We start from the raw sequence: 22,545 nt of genomic DNA on the forward strand, positions 1-22,545 counted from the left end.
TTATTCATCTCATGTGACTTGAGTCACAGAGGGCAAGATTTGTTGACCCTGTGTACCTGCCGCACAGCTCACTGTGATTCAGTGGACGGGACACCGCAACGAAACGCCGATGACAAACCTGGAGTTGCTGTCGAGGTCTCGGGGAGAGCGAGCAATGGAGACCGAGTCGGAGCCGTACGTCCGTCTTGCGACCCTGCGGCAGCTGCACCAGGTGGTGGCCGAACTCAACACGGCCCGCAGCCTGGCGGACACTCTGCAGACCGTCGTGGACGGCATCGTGCGCGGCCTCGGCTACGAGCTCGCCTGTGTCAATCTCGTACGCCCTGACGGGGATCTCGTCGTCGCCGCGTTCGCCGGCGACCCCGCCGCGGAGGCCCTGATCACCGGCCGCGTCGGTTCCCGCCCCTCCTGGGAGCGCCGCCTGGCCATGGGCGAGGACTGGGACGGGCTGCGCTTCATCCCGCACACCGAGGGCTGGGTCCTGATCGAGGACGACGTCCCCCAGTGGCACACGGACGGCCCCGATCCGCGCTTCGAGGACGAGTGGCACCCCGAGGACCGGCTGTACGCCCCGATGTATGCGACCGGCGGGGAACTTCTGGGTGTCATCTCGGTGGACAGGCCGCGCAACGGGCGCCGCCCCGGCGCATGGGGGCGCGAAGCGCTCCAGATGTACGCCTTCCAAGCGGCGATTGCGATCAGCAACGCACGGCTGCGGGCGAACATGCAGCGGGCCCTGGTCCGGCTGGAACGCGAGCAGCAGGCGCTGCGCGCCAGCGAAGAGTCGTTCCGCCAGGCCTTCGAGTACGCGCCCAGCGGCATGGCCATCGCCGAGATGGGCGGCGACCAGCACGGCCGGCTGCTGCGCACCAATGACGCCCTGTGCCGCCTGCTCGGCCGGCCCGCCTCCGTCCTGCGCCGCTACTCCTTCTCCGACCTCGTGCACCCCGAGGACATCGGCACCCTGCTGCGCACCTCCGCCGAGGGGGGCCGCGCCGAGCTGCGCCTCGGGCGGCGCGACGGCACGTACGTGTGGGTCTCGCTGCGCAACTCCGTGGTCGCGGACGCCGCCGACGGCCCCCGTTTCCTGCTCACGCACGTCGAGGACATCGAGGAGCGCAAACGGCACGAGCTCCAGCTCGCGCACCGTGCCAGTCACGACTCCCTCACCGGCCTGCCCAACAGCGCCGAGCTGCGCTCCCGGCTCGGGGCCCGGCTGTGCCGGCGGCCCCAGTCGGTGCTGGCCACCGCCGTGGAGGCGCTCGACGCGGCCTTCGAGACGCGCCCCGAGGCGGGTGGTGCGGGGGAGCACGGGTTTCGCCCCGACGGGCACGACGGCTCGGACTACGGTTTCCCGGCCCCGGGCGTCGGGGCGGGGGCCGGGCCCGTACCCGGCTCCGGGGCGCCGCCGGGGACGGACCCCTTCGAGTTCTCCGGCGCCTTCACGCCCCACGCGGACGGCCCGTACGACCACCACGTCCACATCGTGGCGCCCGCCACGGACGTCGACGACGGGACGAAGGGGCTCGCCGTCCTCTTCTGTGACCTCGACGGCTTCAAGTCCATCAACGACCGGTTCGGTCACCACACGGGCGACGCGGTCCTGATCGAGGTCGCCCGGCGGCTGACGACGTGCGTCAGGGACGGTGACACCGTCGCCCGGCTCGGTGGTGACGAGTTCGTCGTCCTCGCCGACGGTCTGGGCGCCGCCGACGCCGCCGACCTCGCCGTACGGCTGCGCAACGCGATCATCCCGCCGATCCGGGTGGACGGCCGGGCGGTCCGCGTGGGGGCGAGTTTCGGGATCGGCTGGGCCGGCTGCGGGATGTCGGCGGACGAGGTGCTGCGCTCCGCCGACCAGCGGATGTACATCGAGAAAAGGTCCCGTTCCAAGGCACACCGGCGGGCCGGGTAACCTGATCGGCCGCTCGTGGGCGCACGTGTTCGGGGTAGGCTCCCGTGGGTCGAAAGGAGTGACCTGCGATGACGACGCCCGCGCACAACGGCCCGCACGGTGGGGCGAACCAGCCCGAGGACGACGATCCGTTCGGCTACCTCTACGCGGACGGCCAGGCCGCCGGAGCCACCCCACCCGGTCAGGGCGGCGGATACGGCTACCCCGGCCCCGCGGTCGGTGGCCCGCCCGGCGCGCAGCCCGGCGTCCCCCGTACCTCGTACAACCAGGTGCGCACGGTCGGCGAGCGGACGTACGGCGGCCAGCGCGGCGCGGTCCCGCCGCAGCAGCAGGCCCCGGCCTACCAGGCCCAGTACCAGGCTCCCGAGGCGCTCCAGGCGGGCGGCTACGGCGTTCCGGCGCAGCAGCAGCCCACCCAGCAGGTTCCCCTCCCCGGCGGCCGTGGCGGCCACGGCGGGGGCGGCGGCTCCAGCCGCAAGGGCCTGCTGATCGCCGCGGTGGCGGTGGTTGCGGCGGTCGCGGTCGGCATCGGTGCGGCGGTGATCTTCGGCAAGAAGGGCGAGGACAAGGCCGACAAGAAGCAGGGGAACCAGCAGAACCAGCAGTCGGCCGGGCCCCAGCCGCCCCAGGGTTCCGCGGAGCCGAGCAGTTCCCCGGAGCCCTCCGCGACCCCGCTGCCGAAGGCGGACGCGTCCGGTGCCGGCATGGCCCTGACGGGCGGTGCCACGCTGATGACCGCGGTGCCGGGCGCGAAGAGCGCGGGCGGCCAGTACGTCGGCAACTTCAACCAGGCGGGCGCCGCCGTGACCTGGACCCTCGACCTCCCCAAGGCGGGGAGCTACAAGCTGAAGATGACCTACGGCGTGCCCGGCAAGGACGCCAGCACCACGCTCACCGTCAACGGCGAGAAGCAGACCCGCCCGATAAACATGAAGAACTTCTCCCTCGCCAAGCCGGGCGAGTGGGACAAGGGCTGGACGAACACCTACTCGCTGGTGGACCTGAAGAAGGGCACCAACACCGTCAAGATCTCGTGCGAGGCGGGCAACCAGTGCGAGATCAACATCGACCAGCTCTGGCTGGAACAGGGCTGATCCGCACCGGCCGTGGCTAGAGCGGCGTGACCTTCACCGACCCCCGTACCTGCTCGTAGGTGCGGGGGTCGAACTCTCCCGCCACCGGGGCGTGGACCGTTGCCGCCGAGAGGGCCACCGCGCGGGTGAGCCGGGCGGGCCAGTCCAGGCCCTCCGTGAGGGCGGAGAGCAGGCCCGCCACCGCGGAGTCGCCCGCGCCGGTGGGATTGCCGGACAGGGGGCGGGGCGGGGCCGCCTGCCACGTGCCCTCGGGGGTGGCGGCGAGGAGTCCTCCGGGGCCCAGGGAGGTGACCACCGCGTGGGCGCCCCGGCGGCGGGCGTCGCGGGTGGCGGGGAGCGGCTCGCGGGAGCCGGTCAGCTCCGCCAGTTCGGCGGAGTTCGGCTTGATGATCTCCGGCCGGGCGGCGACGCCGCGGCGCAGGGCCTCGCCGCTGGTGTCCAGGAGGACGGGGACGCCGGCCGTGCGGGCCGTGCGTACGAGGGTCGCGTAGGCGCCGACCGGGACGCCCGGGGGCAGGCTGCCGCACAGGGCCACCGCGCGTGCCCCGGTGGCGAGTTCGGTGTAGCGGGCCAGGAAGGCGGACCATTCCCCGGCGGTGATCTGCGGGCCGGGTTCGTTGAACTGCGTGGTGTCGCCGGTGGTTTCGTCGACGACGGCCAGGGTGCGCCGGGTGGTGCCCGAGCAGGGGACGAGGGCGTCGGTGACCCCGGGGCAGTCGGCGAGCAGTTCGCGTACGAGCGTGCCGGCCGGTCCGCCCGCGAAGCCCGTGGCCGTCACCGGGTGGCCGAGCGCGCCGAGCACGCGGGCCACGTTCAGGCCCTTGCCGCCCGGGCGTTCGGCGACGCCGGTGACCCGGTGGGAGGCGTGCGGGAGCAGTCGCGGCACCCGGTGGGTGACGTCGAGTGCGGTGTTGAGCGTCACGGTGAGGATCATGGCCAGCCCCGGTCTCGGTGAATGCCGGGATCATGCCAAATACCGGGCGGCGGGCCCAGTCCCGAGGGCCCGCCGCCCCGCTCCGTAGCGCCGGAAGGCCGCTCAGGACAGCGGGCTGACGATCCATTCGCCGCGCCGCATGACGCCCTTGAGGTCGAACGCGGAGTCGAGGACGACCAGGTCGGCGTACTTGCCCGGTTCCAGCGAGCCGACCTCGTCGTAGAGGCCGAGGAGCTTCGCCGGGTTGGCCGAGATCGCCTGGACCACGGATTCGACGGGCAGCCGGTCGACCGTCACCGACCGTTTGAAGGCGGTGTCCAGGGTCAGGGTGGAGCCCGCGATGGAGCCGCCCTCCACGAGGCGGGCGACGCCGTCCTTGACCTCGACCTCCAGCGGTCCGAGGTGGTAGGTGCCGTCGCCGAAGCCGGCCGCGTCCATGGCGTCGGTGATCAGTGCCACGCGGTGGGCGCCGGCGTGGTGGAAGGCCAGCTCCAGCATCGCCGGGTGCAGGTGGGTGCCGTCGTTGATCAGCTCGACGGTGACCCGCTCGTCCTCCAGCAGGGCGGCGATCGGCCCGGGGGCGCGGTGTTCCAGGCCGGGCATCGCGTTGTAGAGGTGGGTGGCGACGGTCGCGCCGGCGTCGATGGCCTGGCGGGTCTGGTCGTACGTGGAGTCCGTGTGGCCGATCGCGGCGATGACCCCGTGCTCGGCCAGCAGTCGTACGGAGTCCAGTCCGCCCGGCAGTTCGGTGGCGAGGGTGAACATCCGGGCGGTGCCGTGCGCGGCGTCGACCAGCTTGCGGACCTCGGCCGGGTCGGGGTCGCGGAGCAGGTCCGCCTTGTGCGCGCCCTTGCGGCAGGGGTTGATGAAGGGGCCCTCGAAGTGGACGCCGGCGATCTCGCCCTGCTGGGTGAGCTCGGCGAGCAGCGCGGCGCGCCGGGCCAGTTCGTCCAGGTCGCCGGTGACGGTGGAGGCGACGAGGGTGGTGGTGCCGTGCTCGCGGTGGGTGCCCACGCCCCGCAGGACCTCCTCGGCGGTGCCGGAGGTGAAGGAGGCGCCGCCGCCGCCGTGGTTGTGCATGTCCACGAAGCCGGGGACGATCCAGTGCCCGGACAGGTCGACGATCTCGGCGCCCTCGTGGGCGCTGCCCGCGATGCGGTCGCGCTCGACGATGACCCGGCCTCCCGCGACGGTCCCGGTGGGCAGCACCACCCTGGCGCCGGAGAGAACGGTGCTGTGTGCGCTTCCGGACATCAGGCAGGTACCTCCGTGGCGAGTAGGTCCCAGGCGAGCAGCCCTGCGCCCAGGCATCCGGCGGTGTCCCCGAGGGCCGCCGGAACGATCTCGGGCAGCCGCTGGAACGTCACGCGCTCCTCGACGGCCGTCCGAAGTGGTGTGAACAAGGTTTCCCCCGCCTCGGCCAGCCCGCCACCGATGATCAGCGTGCTCGGGTCCAGCAGGGTGATCGCGGTGACCAGCCCGTCGGCGAGGGCGCCGATCGCGGTGAGCCAGACCTCGCGGGCGCGCGCGTCGCCGGACTCGACGGCCTTGGCGCAGTCGGCCGCGTCGGCCGACGGGTCGCCGGAGGCGACGGCCCAGGCGCGGGAGACGGCGGAGGCGGAGGCCAGGGTCTCCAGGCAGCCGTGCTGGCCGCAGCCGCAGGCGGGACCGCCGGGACGGACCACGATGTGGCCGATCTCGCCCGCGTAGCCGTGCGCGCCGGCCTCGATGCGGCCGGCGATGCCGATGGCACCGGCGATGCCGGTGCCGAGCGGGACGAACAGGAAGCGGTCGGTGCCCCGGCCGGCGCCGATGCGGCCCTCGGCGAGCCCGCCGGTGCGGACGTCGTGCCCGAGGGCGACGGGGATGCCGCCCAGGTGGGCGCCGAGGAGCGCGCGCAGCGGGACGTCGCGCCAGCCGAGGTTGGCGGCGTAGACGGCGATGCCCCGTTCGGCGTCGACGATGCCGGGGACGGCCACTCCGGCGGCGGAGGCGGTCGTGCCGAAGCGTTCGGGGCCCAGGCGCAGCAGCTCGTCGGCGAAGTCCAGGATCGTCTCGACGACGGCTTCGGGGCCCCGCTCGCGGCCGGTGGCGCGGCGCGCCTCGTGGAGCAGGTTGCCGTCCCGGGCGATGAGGGCGGCCTTCATCCCGGTGCCGCCCACATCGAGGGCGATGACGTGTTTCACGGGTTTCACAGGAGACAGTCTCGCGTGCTCGGGAGGGAAAGGTCTAGTCCATTGGAGGGGATTGTTGAGCTGCCATACAAATTCGGGACCTTGGTCCGGATACGGTCCGGACACAGTCCGGGCGCCACGCCGTTCCGGATGTGGAGGAGCCGTCAAAGTGGTGTAGACCTTACGTCGAATCGTACGTACAAAAAGGGGTGGATCGAGAACCGTGAAGGGCCGTTACCTGAGCCTGGCCGCTACCGGGGCCGCACTGTGCCTGACGGCGACGCTGACGGGCTGTGGAACCGTGTCGGGTCTCAGCGGGGACAACGAGGTGACCCTGCGGGTCGTGGCGGCCGACTACGGCGACAATCCGCAGAACTCCTCCGCGACCTACTGGAAGGGCCTCGCCTCCTCCTTCGAGAAGGACAACCCCGGCGTGCACGTCGAGGTCAGCGTCTACTCCTGGTCGGAGGTCGACGCCAAGGTCGCCGCGATGGTCAAGGCGGGCAAGGCCCCCGACATCGCGCAGATCGGCGCCTACGCCGACTACGCCGAGGCGGGCAAGCTCTACACCGCCGACGAGCTGCTCTCCGTCAACACCGAGGCCGACTTCCTCGCCCCGCTCGCCGACGCGGGCAAGGTCAAGCGGGTCCAGTACGGGATGCCCTTCGTGGCCAGCACCCGGCTGCTCTTCTACAACACCAAGCTGCTCGGCGACGCCGGAGTGATACCCAAGGACGGCTCGACCCCCTGGCAGCCCAAGAGCTGGGCGGACCTGGAGGCGGCCGCCAAGAAGCTCAAGGGCGCGGGCGTGCCCACCCCCTTCGCGCTGCCGCTGGGCCGCGAGGAGGCCCAGGCCGAGTCGATGATGTGGATGCTCGCGGGCGGCGGTGGCTACACCGACAACGAGGAGGCGTACGCGATCGACTCCCCGGAGAACGTGAAGTCCTTCGAGTTCCTGCGCGACAAGATGGTCGGGCAGGGCCTGACCGGCCCGGTCGAGCCGGGCAAGCTGGACCGCCAGGCCGCCTTCGACGCCTTCACCCGCGGCGAGGTGGGCATGCTCAACGGCCACCCCACCCTGCTCAAGCAGGCCGCGGGCAAGGGCGTGAAGTTCGGCATGGTCCCGATGCCGACCACCGACGGCGCCGACCACTCCGCGATGGGCGTCGCGGACTGGGTGATGGCCTTCAAGAACGGCCACAGGAAAGAGTCCGGGAAGTTCCTGGACCACCTGTACTCGGCGAAGAACGTGACCGCCTTCACGTCCATGTACGACCTGCTGCCCGTCACCACCAGCGGCTACCGGGCCATGGACGCGAGCACGGGCGGCTCGGCGGCCCAGCTGAAGACCTTCCTGACGGCCCTGCCGACGTCCCGCCTCTACCCGGTCGGCAAGAAGTCCTGGGCCGGGGTCAGCGAGGACATCAAGCAGAAGATCGGACAGGTCGTCCAGCCGGGCGGGCAGCCCGAGAAGGTCCTGGAGGACATCGCGACGACCGCGCGCAAGGCGGACGGCGACCACTGAGCCGGCGGCGCCCGCCGCCGGCGCCCCGCGCGGGGGCGCTGTCGGCGGGCGGCGTTAATCTGGCCGTATGACGGACGACGGGCGGCTGACGGCCACGGAGGCCGCCGTGCTCGCGTACGAAGGCCGCACCTGGCCCGGGCCCGGCGCCAAGGAGCGGGCGATACGGGAAGGGCTCGGCCTGACCCCCGTCCGCTACTACCAGCTGCTCAACGCCTTGATGGATGATCCACGGGCGCTCGAACACGCACCGGGCACCGTCAACCGGCTCCGGCGGATCCGCGAGGCCCAGCGGGCCCGGCGGTAGGTGACTGTCCGCGAAAGGGTGGGCGCGTCCGGGCGCCGCCGGTAGGGTCGTCTGCATGGGGAGCCATCCGCACGACCTGCCGATGCCCGTGCCCGCCACCGCAGCCGGACGCGAGGGACTCGAAGCCCTCCTCCGCGCACCCCGCAACGCCGTCGTCGCCCTCGACTTCGACGGCACCCTCGCCGAGATCGTCCCCGACCCGGACCAGGCCCGCGCGCACCCGGACGCCGTACCGGCGCTCGCCGCGCTCGCCCCGCAGGTCGCGGCCGTCGCCGTGGTCACCGGCCGCCCGGCCGGGGTCGCCGTCCGCTACGGCGGCTTCGCCGGAGTACCCGGTCTGGAACACCTCGTCGTCCTCGGCCACTACGGGGCCGAGCGCTGGGACGCCGTCACCGGCATCGTGCACGCCCCCGCCGAACACCCCGGAGTGGCCGCCGTACGGGCCGAGCTGCCGGGCTTCCTCGACGCCATCGGCGCGTGGCGCGGGACCTGGATCGAGGAGAAGGGCCGCGCGCTGGCCGTGCACACCCGGCGGGCCGAGGACCCGGAGGCGGCGTTCGGCGCCCTGCGGGAACCCCTCGCGGAGCTCGCCGCCCGCCACGGGCTGATGGTCGAGCCAGGCCGGGCCGTGCTGGAGCTGCGGCCGCCGGGCATGGACAAGGGCGTCGCCCTGACGGAGTTCCTGGAGGAGCGGCGGGCCGGGGCCGTGCTGTACGCCGGGGACGACCTCGGGGACCTCGCGGCGTTCTCGGCGGTCGAGAAGCGCCGGGCCGAGGGCCTGCCGGGGCTGCTGGTGTGCAGCGGCTCGGCGGAGGTCCCGGAACTCGCCGCCCGCGCCGACCTCGTCCTCCCGGGCCCGGCCGCCGTGACGGCCTTCCTCGCGACCCTCGCCGGGGCCCTGCGCACCGGCTGACCCGCCTGATCTGCGTGGGCTTCGCGACGGATCAGGGGATCAGCGTCGCGAGGCCGGCGCAGATCAGGCGCACGCTGAGCAGGAACTTCTCGTCCTCCCCGTGGGCCGATGCGGCGGCCACCGTCAGCGGGAAGCGTTCCAGCACTGCGGCGACGTCCTCGGGCCCGACGGGCGCCTCGGGGGACTCGCTCTGCTCCTGGAGCACGAAGCCCGTGAGGTGGCTGAGCAGCGCGTCGGCCCCCACCGCGCAGTCCGCCTCCGGCACGCCGGCCGCACGCAGGGTCTCCAGCAGCCGCTCCATCACGGACAGCGCCCCGGTGCTGAGCACCTTGGGGCTGTCGGCGAACATCACCGCGCCCCCGGCGTGGCGCCGGATGCCGTCGCGCAGCGTGAGGGCCTGGACCTCCACCCGTTCCCGCCAGCCCGCGCCGGGATCCAGTGCGGCCAGGGCGGCCGTGCCGGCGTCGTAGGCCTGCCGCGCCACCCGGTCCGCCATCAGCCGGACCAGGACGCCCTTGCTGGGCACGTGGTAGTAGAGGCTGCCCGCTTTCGCGTCGAGCCGCTGGGCCACGCGGCGCATGGACAGGCCGTGGTAGCCGGACTCGGCGAACTCCGCCATGCCCGCGTCGATGATGCGTTCCTTCGTCAGCTTCACGGGGACAGCCTACGCCCATTTTCTAACACTGTTTGAAACTGTCGGTCCGGAGCGCTACCGTCATCCCACGACGACCGGAGGGGGGTGGCGGCGATGGGCGCGATCGTGTTCAACGCGACCACGGCGGCATTGATGGTGATGATGTTCAACGGGGGCCTCGACCTCCTCGGCCGGGACACCCTGCGCGGGCGCCGCATCCCCTGGGCGGCACTGGCTCTGACCGGCCTCGCCCTCGCCGGGGTCGTCACGCAGCTGTGCTGGTCAGGGGCCATGGACGCCCTCGACGACGACCCCGCCCGGAGCGGCTGGTGGCGCGTGGTCACCGCCGTCTTCATGCAGAACGGCGGCCTCCTCGGCGGCGCCTGGAACATCGCCACCCTCGCCGCCGTCGCCGCGCTGGCCGACTGGTTCTGGGGCGCGCCCCGCACCCTGGCCCTGTTCCTCGCCGGGATCCTCCTGCCGGAGCACCTCGACGCCCTGCTCGGCGCGGGCGGCCACCACGCCGCCGACCCCCGGAACTTCGCCGGGAGCTCCGGCGCCACCTACTTCCTCGGGGCCACCCTCGCCGCCGCCCTCCTGCTCCGAGCCCTGCGCTCGCGCCGCGCCGCCGAGGCCGCCGGGAACCCCGCGGCCGGCAACACCAAGGAGTTGCTGCTCGCCGCCGGGGTGCCCGTCCTCGGCCTCGTCCTCTGGTTCGCCCAGGCCAACGGCCACGGCCTGGTCTCCTGCTACGGGTTCCTCCTCGGCGCCCTCGCCCTGTGCCTCCCGGGCCTGCGGCCCGCGAGCACGAGCGCCCCCGCTCAGGCCCCGGCCAGCGCCTCCAGCTGAGCTTCGAACCAGGCCGCCGGGGGCAGCGCCGTGGCCGCCGCGGCCAGCCGCTTCGTCCGCTCCGCCCGCTCCTCCCGGGGCATGGACAGCGCCTCGTGGAGGGCCTCGGCCGTCGCGGTGACGTCGTACGGGTTCACCGTGATCGCGTCGCCCTTCAGCTCCTCGTGCGCCCCCGCCCCGGTCGACAGCACCAGCGCGCAGCCGTCCTGCGAGACCACCGGGATCTCCTTCGCGACCAGGTTCATCCCGTCCCGCACCGGGTTCACGAGCGCCACGTCCGCCATCCGGTACGCCGCCAGCGAGCGCGCGAAGTCGTCCTCGACCGACACCAGCACCGGCTGCCAGTCCGCCGTCCCGAACTCCTCGTTGATCCCCGCCGCCAGCTCCCGCACCGAGTCCGTGTACGCCCGGTACACCGCCAGGTCCTGCCGGGAGGGGTACGCGGAGGCCAGGTGCACCACCCGCTCCCGCCATTCGGGGTGCGTGACGAGCAGCTCCCGGTAGGCCAGCAGCCCGCGCAGGATGTTCTTCGACAGCTCGGTGCGGTCCACGCGGACGATCGCCTTGCGGCCCGCGACCTCCGCCCGCAGCGCGGCCAGCCTGTCGTCCACGACCGGCCGGTGCGCGAGAGCGCGAAGGTCGTCCGCGTCCACGCCGAGCGGGTACTGCCGGACCTCGGTGAACCGCTTCGGGCCGTACCCGCGCCCGTCGGTGGCCGCCCTGTGGTGCCACACCCCGCGCTCGGGGACCCCGCTGGGCAGTGACGGCTCCGCGATGCCGGTCGCGTCGTCCAGGGCGGTCCCCGTGATGAAGTTCGCCGACCAGCGCCAGGCGTGGAAGCCCAGCTGGTCCGCGCCGAGCATGCCCCACACCAGCTGCCGCCGGATGTCTTCGGGCAGCATCTCCATGAACTCCTGCGACGCCCACGGCGTGTGCGTGAAGTGCGCGATCCGCAGGTCGGGGCGCAGCTCGCGCAGCTGCCCCGGGACCAGCGCCAGGTGGTAGTCCTGCACCAGGACGCGGGCGCCCTCGGCGGCCTCCTCGGCCAGGGCCTCGGCGAAGGTCCGGTTGTAGGAGACGTACGCGTCCCAGTGCCGCCGGAACGCCGCGTCGAAGACCGGCTCGCGCGGGACGTCGTAGAGGTGGTGGTGGGTGAACCAGAGCACCGAGTTGGCGATGCCGTTGTACGCGCCGTCGTACACGGCCGGGTCGATGTCCAGCATCCGCACCCCCGGCTCGGAGGCGCCCCGGCGCACCGCCTCCCGGTCGGCGTCGGAGAGGGCCGCGCAGATCCAGAGGGCCTCCGGCTGCTTCGCGAGGGCCGCGGACAGGCCGGAGACGAGCCCGCCCCCGCCGCGCCGGGCGCTGAGCGTGCCGTCGTCGGAGAGGGCGTAGGAGAGCGGGCCGCGGTTCGCGGCGACGAGTACCTGAGAAGCCATGGGGCGAACCTAGCCCGGCCCGCCCCGGCTCAAACTCGTGTGCGGCGCCGCTCCGGCGGCCGTCAAGCCACGCGGCGGCCCATGTACTCCTTGATCTCCGCCATCGGCGGCCGCTCCTCGGTGTCCACCGCGTAGGTGCGCGGAACGAACCCGTCCGGCCCCCGCTCGAACTGGGTCAGCTCCGGCCGTACGAGGTGCGCGCGCGAGAGCCGGACCTGCGCGGTGCGGTAGATCGCGGCGGCCATCCGGCCCAGCGCCCGCCCGTCCTGGTGCCGGTGCAGCCGGACCCCGACGTCGACCTGGGCCAGCGCGTCCAGCCCGACCGTGTGCAGCGCGTCCACCAGCAGGCCCAGCTCGACGCCGTAGCCGACGGGGAAGGGGAGGCGCTCCAGCAGGGAGCGCCGCACGGCGTACTCGCCGCCGAGCGGCTGCACGAAGCCGGCCAGCTGCGGCCAGTGCAGGTTGAGCAGGGGGCGGGCGACCAGCTCGGTCACCCGGCCGCCCTGGCCGGGGGCGTCCGCGAGCGGGCGGTCGTACATGGCCTTGACGAACTGCACCTGCGGATCGGTCAGCAGCGGCCCGACGATCCCGGAGACGAAGGACGACGAGAAGTCCCGCAGGTCGGCGTCGACGAAGCAGACCACGTCACCGGTGGTGGCGAGCAGCGAACGCCACAGCACCTCGCCCTTGCCGGGCAGCGCGGGGATCCGCGGCAGGATCGCGTCCCGGTGCACGACCCGGGCGCCGGCCCCGGCCGCGACCTCCGCCGTACGGTCGGTGGAGCCGGAGTCGACCACCACCAGCTCGTCGACCAGGGGGATCGGCAGGCCGTCGATCAGATCGCGCCGGATCACCTCCACGATCTCCCCGACCGTGGCCTCCTCGTCGAGCGCGGGCAGCACCACGCTGACCGTCGTCCCGGCCGCCCGTTTCCGGTCGAGCAGCCGGTCGAGCGGTCGGTCGGCGGCGGACCAGGAGCGGTCTGCCAGCCAGCGCTCCACCTCATCCAGCACCCTCAGCACTCCCTGGTTCCTCGGTGGCCCTCGGCGATATCAGCTGATATGTGATCCATCTCGCCGTTCGGACGGCTGTCTCAACCGCCCTGTCCTTCGGTTACAGTCTTGAACAACGCGACGGACCACGGCATGCCGGGGTCCCCGCGCACAAACGCACCGGCGCGCCACAGAGCGCGTGTGCCGGTGCCATACCGCTCATCCAGAGGGGCAGAGGGACACGGCCCGTTGAAGCCCCGGCAACCCACCAGTCGGTTCTCGCGATGCGTTTTCGACACGCACGCCGCGAGGTCCCCGGCTAGGGAAGGTGCCAATTCCGTCTCATGGCGAAGTGCGCCATGGGGAAGATGAGGAGAAAGGGCCTCGCCGTCATGGCTGCACAGACCGTCACCACCTCCACCGCCCCCGGTTCCGTCGATCTCGGACCCGCCACCGGTCTTTCCTGTCGCGAGTGCGGCACCCGCTTCGAACTCGGCCCGATCTTCGCGTGCGTCGAGTGCTTCGGTCCCCTGGAAGTCGCCTACGAGCTGCCGCTCGGCGACCCCGAGGCGCTGCGCGCCGCGATCGAGGCCGGCCCGAACAACATCTGGCGCTACGCCCCGCTGCTGCCCGTCCCCGCGGACGTGGCCTCCAAGCCCAGCCTGAACCCCGGCTTCACCAAGCTCGTGGACGCCCGGAACCTGGCCAAGGAGCTGGGCGTCACCGGCAAGCTGTACGTCAAGGACGACTCCGGCAACCCGACGCACTCCTTCAAGGACCGCGTCGTGGCCATCGCCGTCGAGGCGGCCCGCGCCTTCGGCTTCACCACCCTGTCCTGCTCCTCGACCGGCAACCTGGCCGGCGCCGTCGGCGCCGCGGCCGCCCGTGCCGGCTTCCGCTCCTGCGTGTTCATCCCGCACGACCTGGAGCAGGGCAAGGTCGTCATGGCCGGTGTCTACGGTGGCGACCTCGTCGGCATCGAGGGCAACTACGACGACGTCAACCGCTTCTGCTCCGAGCTCATCGGCGACCCGCTGGGCGAGGGCTGGGGCTTCGTCAACGTCAACCTCCGTCCGTACTACGGCGAGGGCTCCAAGACCCTGGCGTACGAGATCTGCGAGCAGCTCGGCTGGCAGCTGCCCGACCAGATCGTCATCCCGATCGCGTCCGGCTCCCAGCTGACGAAGATCGACAAGGGCCTGCAGGAGCTCATCAAGCTCGGCCTCGTCGAGGACAAGCCGTACAAGATCTTCGGCGCCCAGGCCGAGGGCTGCTCCCCGGTCTCCACCGCCTTCAAGGCCGGCCACGACGTGGTCCGCCCGCAGAAGCCGGACACCATCGCCAAGTCGCTGGCCATCGGCAACCCGGCGGACGGCCCGTACGTCCTGGACATCGCCCGCCGCACCGGTGGCTACGTCGAGGACGTCAACGACACCCAGGTCGTCGAGGCGATCAAGATCCTGGCGCAGACCGAGGGCATCTTCGCCGAGACCGCGGGCGGCGTGACCGTCGGCGTGACGAAGAAGCTCATCGAGAACGGGCAGCTCGACCCGGCGCTGACCACCGTGATCCTGAACACCGGTGACGGCCTCAAGACCCTGGAGGCGGTGGCCGCGGACAGCGGCCAGACCGCCACCATCCGCCCGAGCCTGGACGCGTTCCGCGCCGCCGGCCTGGCCTGACCCTTCCCACGACTCCCGGAAAGGCGGTAGCGCCATGAGCGTCAACGTCCGCATCCCCACCATCCTGCGCACCTACACCGGCGGCGTCGCCGAGGTCCCGGCCGAGGGCTCGACCCTGGCCGAGGTCATCGAGTCCCTGGAGCAGAACCACCCGGGCATCGCCGCGCGCGTCCTGGACGACCAGGGCAAGCTGCGCCGCTTCGTGAACGTCTACGTCAACGACGACGACGTGCGCTTCGAGGGCGGTCTGCAGGCGGCGACGCCGGACGGCGCCGGCGTCTCGATCATTCCGGCCGTTGCGGGCGGCTGAGACCCCGAAAAGTAGAATTGCCCCCTCCGCTAATAAGTGGAGGGGGCAATTCTGCTTGATTGGGCGCGGTAGAGTTGGGGAAGTCCCCTCCGGTGCTCTTGCCCGCCGCATATGAGTGGGCCCCGTGAGGGTTGACATTGAGTCAACATGCGTGCGGCCTATGGGGCTTTGGCGAAGATTGTCTGGCCCGAGTTGCCCTGCCATATGCCAAATTTTCACTCTATTTCTATGTTTCCGCGTGTCCAGAATTCTCGTCGGATTGACCTGTTGCAGACAGCAGCGGTGCGGATACATTCAGCCCCGGTCGAGGCGTTCCGGCGCAAGTTCTGACCCGGGACCGCGAAGTGCGGTACCGCGCAAGGGCCAGTAATAGGGGAGTTAGGCATGGCTCAGGGCACCGTCAAGTGGTTCAACGCGGAGAAGGGCTACGGCTTCATCGCGGTCGACGGTGGTGCGGATGTGTTCGTCCACTACAGCGCCATCCAGATGGACGGGTACCGCACCCTTGAAGAGGGTCAGCGGGTCGAGTTCGAGATCTCGCAGGGCCAGAAGGGTCCGCAGGCGGACATGGTCAAGCTCGCTGCTGCCGGCTGAGACCGAGCGCGATCGACCACCGACGCGACAGACGTACGAGGGGCCCACATCCCGGACACGGGATGCGGGCCCCTCGTGCGTCACCCCGCGAGTCCGGCCGGAAGCCGCCCGGCGTTGCCCGAAGCCGCTTGCACTCGCGGGGGTCGAGTGCTAATCATTGGCGTTAGCACTCTCCAGGTGAGAGTGCTACTTCAGACGAGGACCGGGTCGGTGAGGCCCGACGGGTCCGGCGGGAAGGAACCGCCGGCTCCGCAGGCCGTCCGTCGCGGGCGCGGGCGCGGTCCGGAGCAATCCACCCCTGTCCGGGAGGACCACTTCAGATGGCCAAGATCATTGCGTTCAACGAGGAGGCCCGGCGCGGTCTCGAGCGTGGCATGAACCAGCTCGCCGACGCCGTCAAGGTCACCCTTGGCCCCAAGGGTCGCAACGTCGTCCTTGAGAAGAAGTGGGGCGCCCCCACGATCACCAACGACGGTGTCTCCATCGCCAAGGAGATCGAGCTCGAGGACCCGTACGAGAAGATCGGCGCCGAGCTGGTCAAGGAAGTCGCCAAGAAGACGGACGACGTCGCCGGCGACGGTACGACCACCGCCACCGTTCTCGCCCAGGCTCTCGTCCGCGAGGGTCTGCGCAACGTGGCCGCGGGTGCCAACCCGATGGCCCTCAAGCGCGGTATCGAGAAGGCCGTCGAGGCCGTCTCCGCCGCCCTGCTCGCGCAGGCCAAGGACGTCGAGACCAAGGAGCAGATCGCTTCCACGGCCTCCATCTCCGCCGCCGACACCCAGATCGGCGAGCTCATCGCCGAGGCCATGGACAAGGTCGGCAAGGAAGGCGTCATCACCGTCGAGGAGTCGCAGACCTTCGGTCTGGAGCTTGAGCTCACCGAGGGCATGCGCTTCGACAAGGGCTACATCTCGGCCTACTTCGCGACCGACATGGAGCGTATGGAGGCGTCCCTGGACGACCCGTACATCCTGATCGTCAACTCCAAGATCGGCTCGGTCAAGGACCTGCTGCCGCTCCTGGAGAAGGTCATGCAGTCCGGCAAGCCGCTGCTGATCATCGCCGAGGACGTCGAGGGCGAGGCCCTGTCGACCCTGGTCGTCAACAAGATCCGCGGCACCTTCAAGTCCGTCGCCGTCAAGGCCCCGGGCTTCGGCGACCGCCGCAAGGCCATGCTCGGCGACATCGCCATCCTCACGGGCGGCACGGTCATCTCCGAGGAGGTCGGCCTCAAGCTGGAGAACGCCGGTCTCGACCTGCTCGGCCGCGCCCGCAAGGTCGTCATCACCAAGGACGAGACCACCATCGTCGACGGTGCCGGTGACAGCGACCAGGTCCAGGGCCGCGTCAACCAGATCCGCGCCGAGATCGACAACTCCGACTCGGACTACGACCGCGAGAAGCTCCAGGAGCGCCTCGCGAAGCTGGCCGGCGGCGTGGCCGTCATCAAGGCCGGTGCCGCGACCGAGGTCGAGCTCAAGGAGCGCAAGCACCGCATCGAGGACGCCGTTCGCAACGCGAAGGCGGCCGTCGAGGAGGGCATCGTCGCCGGTGGTGGCGTGGCCCTGCTGCAGGCCTCCTCGGTCTTCGAGAAGCTGGAGCTCACCGGTGACGAGGCGACCGGCGCCAACGCCGTGAAGCTCGCGCTGGAGGCCCCGCTGAAGCAGATCGCCGTCAACGGCGGTCTTGAGGGTGGCGTCGTCGTGGAGAAGGTGCGCAACCTGGCCGTCGGCCACGGTCTGAACGCCGCCACCGGCGAGTACGTCGACATGATCGCCGAGGGCATCATCGACCCGGCGAAGGTCACCCGCTCCGCGCTGCAGAACGCGGCGTCGATCGCGGCCCTCTTCCTCACCACCGAGGCCGTCATCGCCGACAAGCCCGAGAAGGCCGGTGCCCCCGCGGGCGGCGGCATGCCGGGCGGTGACATGGACTTCTGATCGGCCCCTGGCTGATCGGCTGTTCTCGAACGAGGGCGGCACCCCCCCCGCGGGGGGGGGTGCCGCCCTCGGGCGTTTCCCGGTCCTCAGAACCCCGAGCTGTCGATGTCGAAGTCGAAGGGGGCCGGGACGGGCAGGGAGGTGCCGAAGGGCGCCGTCCTGCGGGACCGGTACCCGTGCGGCGAGGGGTCCGAGAAACAGGTGATCTCGGACGCCTGCATGTCGACGACGAGGTATACGGGGACGAGCTGTCCGTACACGTCCAGCTTCTCGTGCCAGTCCACGTCCTTCGTGGACACCGAGGTGAACTCGGCCACCAGTGAGAGTGCCGCTGCGTCCAGGTGCCTTCCCTCGCCCTCGAAGGCGGTCTCGTCGACCACGTAGAGATCGGGGCCGTAGGCGCGCCCGGCTTCCGGGAACTGGAAGAGGAACGGTCCGATGTCTGCGACCTGGCCCTTCGGGGCGTGGGCCCCGAGCTGCTCACGCAGGGCCCGCATGGGGAGGTAGTAACGCCGCATGGACCACGGTGACACGATGATCTTCCCCCGGATGAGCTCGGCCTTGAAGCCGTCTGGCGTGTTCATCTCCTCGACGGTGCGCAAGAGCGCTTCGAACGTCGGCGGTGCCGCCTGCTCTATCGGTGTGGCCCGTTCGATCATGATCGTCACCGTCGTCCTCCGCGTGGCGTGGTGTGCCGTGCACGGGGCGTGAGCCCCGTTCCAGGCTAGCGGCGCGCGGGTGGTCGTGCCCGGGGGTCGAGACGGGGCGTCGTCCGGCCGGGGGCTTTGGTTGACTTGGGGTATGAGCGATCTCTTCGTGAAGATCTGCGGGCTCAGGACCGCCCGCGACGTCGACGTGGCCGTGGAGGCCGGGGCCGATGCCGTCGGTTTCGTGTTCGCGCCCGGCAGCCCCCGGACCATCGGGGCCGGTGCGGCGCGCGAGCTGGCCGCGCGGGTGCCCGCCGGGGTGCTCACCGTCGGGGTGTTCCGGGGGCAGCCCGTCGAGGAGGTGCGCCGGCTCGCCGAGGAGAGCGGCGTGCGCGGCGTACAGCTGCACGGGGACGAGCCGCCGGCGTACTACGAGGCCCTGCGCGCGCCCGGCCGGACCCTGCTGCGGGCCACCGCCGAGCGGGTGGAGCGCTGCGGCGAGTACGGGGAGGACCTGCTGCTGATCGACGCGCCCGACCCCGGCTCCGGCAAGCCCTGGAACTGGGGCGCGGCGGAGTTCACCGCCCCCGAGGGCCGCTGGCTGCTGGCCGGCGGGCTGAACCCGGGCAACGTGCGCGAGGCCGTGGCGGCGACCGGGGCCTGGGGCGTGGACGTCTCCAGCGGGGTCGAGGCGGAGCGCGGGGTGAAGTCCCCGGAGCTGATCCGCGCGTTCATCAGCACAGTGCGATCGTATGATTACTCTGCGTAAAAATGCCAGTGTGAGGTGCCGCTGAGCGGGCACAACGCCTGTATGGAACCGGAAACGTTCGGATGGCTGCGGCGCCTGACGCGCCGCCTCGCTCCCGGAGGCGGAGGCGGAGGGCTGCCCGGGCTCGCCCCGCGCCTCGCCCCCGTCTTCACCGCCGACTTCACCTCGACCACCCAGTGGGTGGCCGGCCGCTCCTGGGCCTATCCCAACGGCGGCCCGGTCAACCCGGGCGACAACAAGCTCGACCACCTCGTCGCCGACCCCGCCTACAGCCGCGGCGGGACCTTCCTCGCGACCCTGCGCCCCGACGGGAACTGGGACACCGGACTGCTCACCACCGAGGGCAGCGACGAGGGCTTCATGGTCCGCACCGGCGACGTGCTGGAGGCACGCGTGCGGCTGCCCGCCGAGACGGGGGCCTGGCCCGCGATCTGGACCTGGCGCGACGGCGGCCAGGAGATCGACGTCTTCGAGTACCACCCCGACAACCCCGACCTGCTCGAACTCTCCAACCACGTCCGCGAGGCACACCGCTACTACCGCGACCCCGCCGTCCGGCCCGGAGCGTGGGTCGATCTGAAGGTCGAGTTCGGCAGGACCTCGGTCGTCTGGTGGGTCAACGGCGCGCGCGTCTTCTCCGACCGCCGGGGCGTGGGGCGCGGCTGGCGCGCGTACCTCATCGTGAACCTGTCGGTGTGCGCCGGGCGGTACCACCCGGCGCCCGGTCCGGAGCTGAAGAGGATGTCCTACGAGGTCTCGCAGCTGCGGGTGTCCCGGGCCTGAAGCGGTGCGGAACGCGGGCCTTCGGTCCCCGGGGGAGCGGACCTAGGTCCCTGTCGAGGGGCCTTCCGCCCCGGCCAGACTTCGGTTCATGGACACCCTGGACACGCTGGTCCTCACCGTGAACGACCACCTCTGGACGTATCTGCTGATCCCGCTGGTGGTGGGCGCGGGCCTGTACTTCACGGTCCGCTCCCGGGGTGTGCAGCTGCGTCTGCTGCCGGAGATGTTCCGGGTACTGAAGGAGAAGGCCCCGCCGCGCGCCGACGGCCGCGAGCAGGTCTCCTCCTTCGGCGCCTTCACCATCTCGGCGGCCGCCCGAGTCGGCACCGGCAACATCGCGGGCGTCGCGACCGCCATCACCCTGGGCGGGGCGGGCGCGGTGTTCTGGATGTGGGTGATGGCCGTCATCGGCGCGGCCTCCGCCTTCGTGGAGTCGGCCCTGGCCCAGCTGTACAAGGTGCGCGGGTCCACCGGCGCCTACCGGGGAGGTCCCGCGTACTACATGCAGCGCGGCCTCGGGAAGCGGTGGCTCGGCGTGCTCTTCGCCGTGACGATCACGGTCACCTTCGGTTTCGTCTTCAACGCCGTGCAGGCCAACACCATCACGGCCGTCGCCGCCGGCTCCCTCCCGGAGGCGGACACGGCCTGGTTCGGGCCGGCGGCCGGGGTGCTGCTCGCCGCGCTGCTGGGCTTCGCGGTCTTCGGCGGGGTCCGGCGGATCTCGTCGGTGACCACCGTCCTCGTTCCCCTCATGGCGGTGCTCTACCTGCTGCTGGGCGCGGCCGTGGTGCTGCTCAACATCACCGAGTTCCCGCGCGTCATCGCCGACATCGTCGGCGGCGCCTTCGGCCTGCGGGAGCTGGCGGCGGGCGGCCTCGGCGCGGCCGTCCAGCAGGGCATCCGGCGCGGCATGTTCTCCAACGAGGCGGGGCTGGGCTCCGCCCCGAACGCGGGCGCCGCCGCCACGGTCTCGCACCCGGTGAAGCAGGGGCTGGTCCAGTCCCTGGGCGTCTTCTTCGACACGATGCTCGTCTGCACGATGACGGCGTTCATCGTGCTCGTGACCGACCCCGAGCCGTCCGGCCGGCAGGGCGCGGACCTGACGCAGACCGCGCTGAGCGGCTCGCTCGGGGCGTGGGCCGGGCACGTGCTGACCGTCGTCGTCTTCATGCTGGCGTTCAGCTCGATGGTCGGGAACTACTACTACGGGGAGACGAACATCCGGTTCGTCACCCGCAGGCGCTGGGTCCTGCCCTCGTACCGGGTGCTGGTGCTGTCGGCGGTCGTGGCCGGCTCGCTCGGTTCGGTGGCGGTGGTCTGGAACCTCGCGGACGTCTTCATGGGGCTGATGGCCCTGGTCAACCTGCTCGCGATCCTGCCGCTGTCGGCGATCTCCTTCCGGCTGCTGGACGACTACCTCGCGCAGCGCCGCGCCGGCCTCGACCCGGTCTTCACCCGCGACCGGATGCCGGACCTCAGGGGCGTGCAGTGCTGGGACCCGGTGCGCGCGGGGAGCGCCGCGCCGGAGCGGGCCGTGACCTCGGCATAGCGTGCCCCGGGTCGCCCGTACGGGTGGATTCGTCCGGGCCGTGCGCGGGGGCGCGGACCGGGGCGCCAGCGGCGAATGATCGTTTCTCCAGCCGGTGTGGCGGGCCCGTGACACGCGGCGCGGGCCTTCGGCCAGGCGGAGGCGGGCGGCTCAAGTCGGCTCCGGGGGCGACCCGATGAACCGAAGGGCCGCCCCCCGGGAACCCCCGCCGGTGCCGGGCGCGGACCACCACCGCCGATCCCACGCACTCCAGGGAGTTCCCTCCATGCGTCTGCTCGCCGCGCGCCTGACCACCGCCGCCGTCCTGGCCCTGAGCCCCGTGGCGGCCGGTACGGCCTCCGCCGCAGCCCCGGAGCCGACGCCGGCTCCGTTGCACACCTCCGCGAACGCGATCCCCGGCAGCTACATCGTCACCCTCGCCAAGTCCCTCGACCCGAAGAACTTCGCCGAGTCCATCGGGGTGAAGCCGAAGTTCGTCTACACGACGGCGATCAACGGGTTCGCGACGAGCCTCACGCCGAAGCAGCTGGAGACGGTCCGGGAGTCGTACGGAGTGCTGTCCGTGGAGGAGGACGCGCGGGTGAGCGGCCCGCCGATGCCCTCCAAGGGCGTTCAGACGAAGTCCCCCGCCCACTCCTGGGGCCTGGACCGGATCGACCAGCGCTTCCTGCCGCTCGACAACAACTTCAGTGCCAACCGCAGCGGTGAGGGCGTGACGGCGTACATCCTCGACAGCGGCATCGACTTCACGCACCCCGACTTCGGGGGCCGTGCGCGTGCCGGCTTCGACGCGATCGGCGACGGCCGGGGCGCCGCGGACTGCAACGGCCACGGCACGCACGTGGCGGGCACCGTCGGCGGCACGACCTTCGGGGTGGCGCGGAAGGTGAACCTGGTCAGCGTCCGCGTCCTCGGCTGCGACAACCGCGGCGCCTGGTCGGGGATCATCGCCGGATTCGACTGGGTGGCCCGCAACGCCCAGCAGCCGGCGGTCCTGAACGCCTCCCTGGGCGGTGACCGGCTCGAATCCGTGAACGCCGCCGCCACCGCGGTGTCCGACCGGGGCGTGCTGCCGGTCATCGCGGCGGGCAACGACAACAGGGACGCCTGCCGGGTCTCACCCGCCTCCGCCGCCCGCGTGGTGACGGTCGGCGCGACGAACCGCTTCGACGAGGAGACCGACTTCTCGAACTGGGGCGAGTGCCTCGACCTGTACGGACCCGGCAAGGACATCGTCTCCGCGCGGCTCGGCGGCGGCAGCGTGGCCCTGGACGGCACCTCGATGGCGACCCCGCACGTCACCGGAGTGGCCGCCCTCTACAAGTCCCTGCACCCCAACGCGCTGCCGGCCGAGGTGGCGAACTTCCTCAACGACGCGTCCACGAAGGACATCGTGCAGAACCGCAGCGACAACACCCCGAACAGGCTGCTGTTCACCAACGGTCTCTGATCCGGGCAGCCGCGGCGGCGGTGGCGGGGCACCGCCGCCGCCGCG

General features: G+C 71.8%; 21 protein-coding genes and 1 riboswitch. Of the genes, 14 read left to right on the forward strand and 7 right to left on the reverse strand.

Going from position 1 to position 22,545, the window contains the following annotated elements; genetic code table 11:
- Positions 1-154: 154 nt before the first annotated feature.
- Together cdgB and ACEPPI_RS05145 are read left to right on the forward strand one after the other, a co-directional pair.
- On the forward strand, positions 155-1,915 hold the full coding sequence (gene cdgB / locus ACEPPI_RS05140) for a diguanylate cyclase CdgB (RefSeq protein WP_373914017.1): 1,761 nt from the start codon (positions 155-157) through the stop codon (positions 1,913-1,915).
- A gap of 68 nt (positions 1,916-1,983) precedes the next feature.
- Entirely contained in the window at positions 1,984-3,009 is a 1,026-nt protein-coding gene (locus ACEPPI_RS05145) for a CBM35 domain-containing protein (protein ID WP_373914018.1), read from the forward strand.
- A 16-nt stretch (positions 3,010-3,025) separates the two neighbouring features.
- On the opposite strand, the gene ACEPPI_RS05150 is transcribed toward ACEPPI_RS05145, so the two are convergent.
- The 3 genes from ACEPPI_RS05150 to ACEPPI_RS05160 form a co-directional block, all read right to left on the reverse strand.
- The gene (locus ACEPPI_RS05150; RefSeq protein ID WP_373914019.1) at positions 3,026-3,943 is read right to left on the reverse strand and encodes a 1-phosphofructokinase family hexose kinase; all 918 of its coding nucleotides are present in this window, start codon (positions 3,941-3,943) and stop codon (positions 3,026-3,028) included.
- A 102-nt stretch (positions 3,944-4,045) separates the two neighbouring features.
- On the reverse strand, positions 4,046-5,197 hold the full coding sequence (gene nagA / locus ACEPPI_RS05155; RefSeq protein ID WP_373914020.1) for an N-acetylglucosamine-6-phosphate deacetylase: 1,152 nt from the start codon (positions 5,195-5,197) through the stop codon (positions 4,046-4,048).
- Positions 5,197-6,129: an ROK family protein gene (locus ACEPPI_RS05160; protein WP_373914057.1), complete on the reverse strand. Its 933-nt coding sequence runs from the start codon at positions 6,127-6,129 to the stop codon at positions 5,197-5,199. The genes nagA and ACEPPI_RS05160 overlap by 1 nt, the downstream gene beginning before the upstream one ends.
- 211 nt (positions 6,130-6,340) lie before the next feature.
- Between ACEPPI_RS05160 and ACEPPI_RS05165 the strand changes: the two genes are divergently transcribed.
- The 3 genes from ACEPPI_RS05165 to otsB all read left to right on the forward strand — a co-directional run bounded on the left by ACEPPI_RS05165 (position 6,341) and on the right by otsB (position 8,859).
- A complete protein-coding gene (locus ACEPPI_RS05165; RefSeq protein ID WP_373914021.1) occupies positions 6,341-7,642 on the forward strand; it encodes an extracellular solute-binding protein in 1,302 nt (433 codons plus the stop codon).
- 67 nt (positions 7,643-7,709) lie between these two features.
- Positions 7,710-7,946 carry a DUF3263 domain-containing protein gene (locus ACEPPI_RS05170; RefSeq protein WP_030232458.1) on the forward strand — a complete coding sequence of 79 codons (237 nt, stop codon included), beginning with the start codon at positions 7,710-7,712 and terminating at the stop codon, positions 7,944-7,946.
- Positions 7,947-8,001: 55 nt separating this feature from the next.
- Positions 8,002-8,859: a trehalose-phosphatase gene (otsB, locus tag ACEPPI_RS05175; RefSeq protein ID WP_373914022.1), complete on the forward strand. Its 858-nt coding sequence runs from the start codon at positions 8,002-8,004 to the stop codon at positions 8,857-8,859.
- A 31-nt stretch (positions 8,860-8,890) separates the two neighbouring features.
- Here otsB and ACEPPI_RS05180 read toward each other — a convergent pair whose 3' ends face one another.
- Complete coding sequence (locus ACEPPI_RS05180; protein ID WP_373914023.1) at positions 8,891-9,514, reverse strand: TetR/AcrR family transcriptional regulator; 624 nt, start codon at positions 9,512-9,514, stop codon at positions 8,891-8,893.
- A 93-nt stretch (positions 9,515-9,607) separates the two neighbouring features.
- Between ACEPPI_RS05180 and ACEPPI_RS05185 the strand changes: the two genes are divergently transcribed.
- Positions 9,608-10,342 (forward strand): hypothetical protein, encoded by a 735-nt coding sequence (locus tag ACEPPI_RS05185; RefSeq protein ID WP_373914024.1) that lies wholly within the window; start codon positions 9,608-9,610, stop codon positions 10,340-10,342.
- Here the strand turns inward: ACEPPI_RS05185 and ACEPPI_RS05190 are convergent.
- On the reverse strand, positions 10,315-11,781 hold the full coding sequence (locus ACEPPI_RS05190; protein ID WP_373914025.1) for a trehalose-6-phosphate synthase: 1,467 nt from the start codon (positions 11,779-11,781) through the stop codon (positions 10,315-10,317). The genes ACEPPI_RS05185 and ACEPPI_RS05190 overlap by 28 nt on opposite strands.
- A gap of 62 nt (positions 11,782-11,843) precedes the next feature.
- Entirely contained in the window at positions 11,844-12,794 is a 951-nt protein-coding gene (locus ACEPPI_RS05195) for a glucosyl-3-phosphoglycerate synthase (protein WP_373914026.1), read from the reverse strand.
- A 195-nt stretch (positions 12,795-12,989) separates the two neighbouring features.
- A riboswitch (SAM riboswitch) is annotated at positions 12,990-13,148 on the forward strand.
- 17 nt (positions 13,149-13,165) lie between these two features.
- Between ACEPPI_RS05195 and thrC the strand changes: the two genes are divergently transcribed.
- From thrC to groL, 4 genes are all read left to right on the forward strand, one after another.
- Complete coding sequence (thrC, locus tag ACEPPI_RS05200; protein ID WP_285536656.1) at positions 13,166-14,455, forward strand: threonine synthase; 1,290 nt, start codon at positions 13,166-13,168, stop codon at positions 14,453-14,455.
- A gap of 34 nt (positions 14,456-14,489) precedes the next feature.
- Positions 14,490-14,765: a MoaD/ThiS family protein gene (locus ACEPPI_RS05205; protein WP_373914027.1), complete on the forward strand. Its 276-nt coding sequence runs from the start codon at positions 14,490-14,492 to the stop codon at positions 14,763-14,765.
- 384 nt (positions 14,766-15,149) lie between these two features.
- Positions 15,150-15,359, forward strand: a complete 210-nt coding sequence (locus ACEPPI_RS05210) for a cold-shock protein (RefSeq protein WP_030232479.1) — start codon at positions 15,150-15,152, stop codon at positions 15,357-15,359.
- Positions 15,360-15,679: 320 nt separating this feature from the next.
- Positions 15,680-17,302 carry a chaperonin GroEL gene (gene groL / locus ACEPPI_RS05215; RefSeq protein ID WP_266840732.1) on the forward strand — a complete coding sequence of 541 codons (1,623 nt, stop codon included), beginning with the start codon at positions 15,680-15,682 and terminating at the stop codon, positions 17,300-17,302.
- An 86-nt stretch (positions 17,303-17,388) separates the two neighbouring features.
- Here groL and ACEPPI_RS05220 read toward each other — a convergent pair whose 3' ends face one another.
- Positions 17,389-17,961, reverse strand: coding sequence for a Uma2 family endonuclease (locus tag ACEPPI_RS05220; protein WP_373914058.1), 573 nt, complete (start codon positions 17,959-17,961; stop codon positions 17,389-17,391).
- A 142-nt stretch (positions 17,962-18,103) separates the two neighbouring features.
- Between ACEPPI_RS05220 and ACEPPI_RS05225 the strand changes: the two genes are divergently transcribed.
- From ACEPPI_RS05225 to ACEPPI_RS05240, 4 genes are all read left to right on the forward strand, one after another.
- A complete protein-coding gene (locus ACEPPI_RS05225) occupies positions 18,104-18,718 on the forward strand; it encodes a phosphoribosylanthranilate isomerase (RefSeq protein WP_373914028.1) in 615 nt (204 codons plus the stop codon).
- 42 nt (positions 18,719-18,760) lie between these two features.
- Positions 18,761-19,501: a beta-glucanase gene (locus ACEPPI_RS05230; protein WP_373914029.1), complete on the forward strand. Its 741-nt coding sequence runs from the start codon at positions 18,761-18,763 to the stop codon at positions 19,499-19,501.
- A gap of 88 nt (positions 19,502-19,589) precedes the next feature.
- The gene (locus tag ACEPPI_RS05235; protein ID WP_373914030.1) at positions 19,590-21,050 is read left to right on the forward strand and encodes an alanine/glycine:cation symporter family protein; all 1,461 of its coding nucleotides are present in this window, start codon (positions 19,590-19,592) and stop codon (positions 21,048-21,050) included.
- Positions 21,051-21,315: 265 nt separating this feature from the next.
- On the forward strand, positions 21,316-22,500 hold the full coding sequence (locus ACEPPI_RS05240) for a S8 family peptidase (protein ID WP_373914031.1): 1,185 nt from the start codon (positions 21,316-21,318) through the stop codon (positions 22,498-22,500).
- Positions 22,501-22,545 lie beyond the last annotated feature (45 nt).

The sequence above is a fragment of the Streptomyces sp. AB3(2024) genome (assembly GCF_041862025.1).
GTDB lineage: Bacteria > Actinomycetota > Actinomycetes > Streptomycetales > Streptomycetaceae > Streptomyces.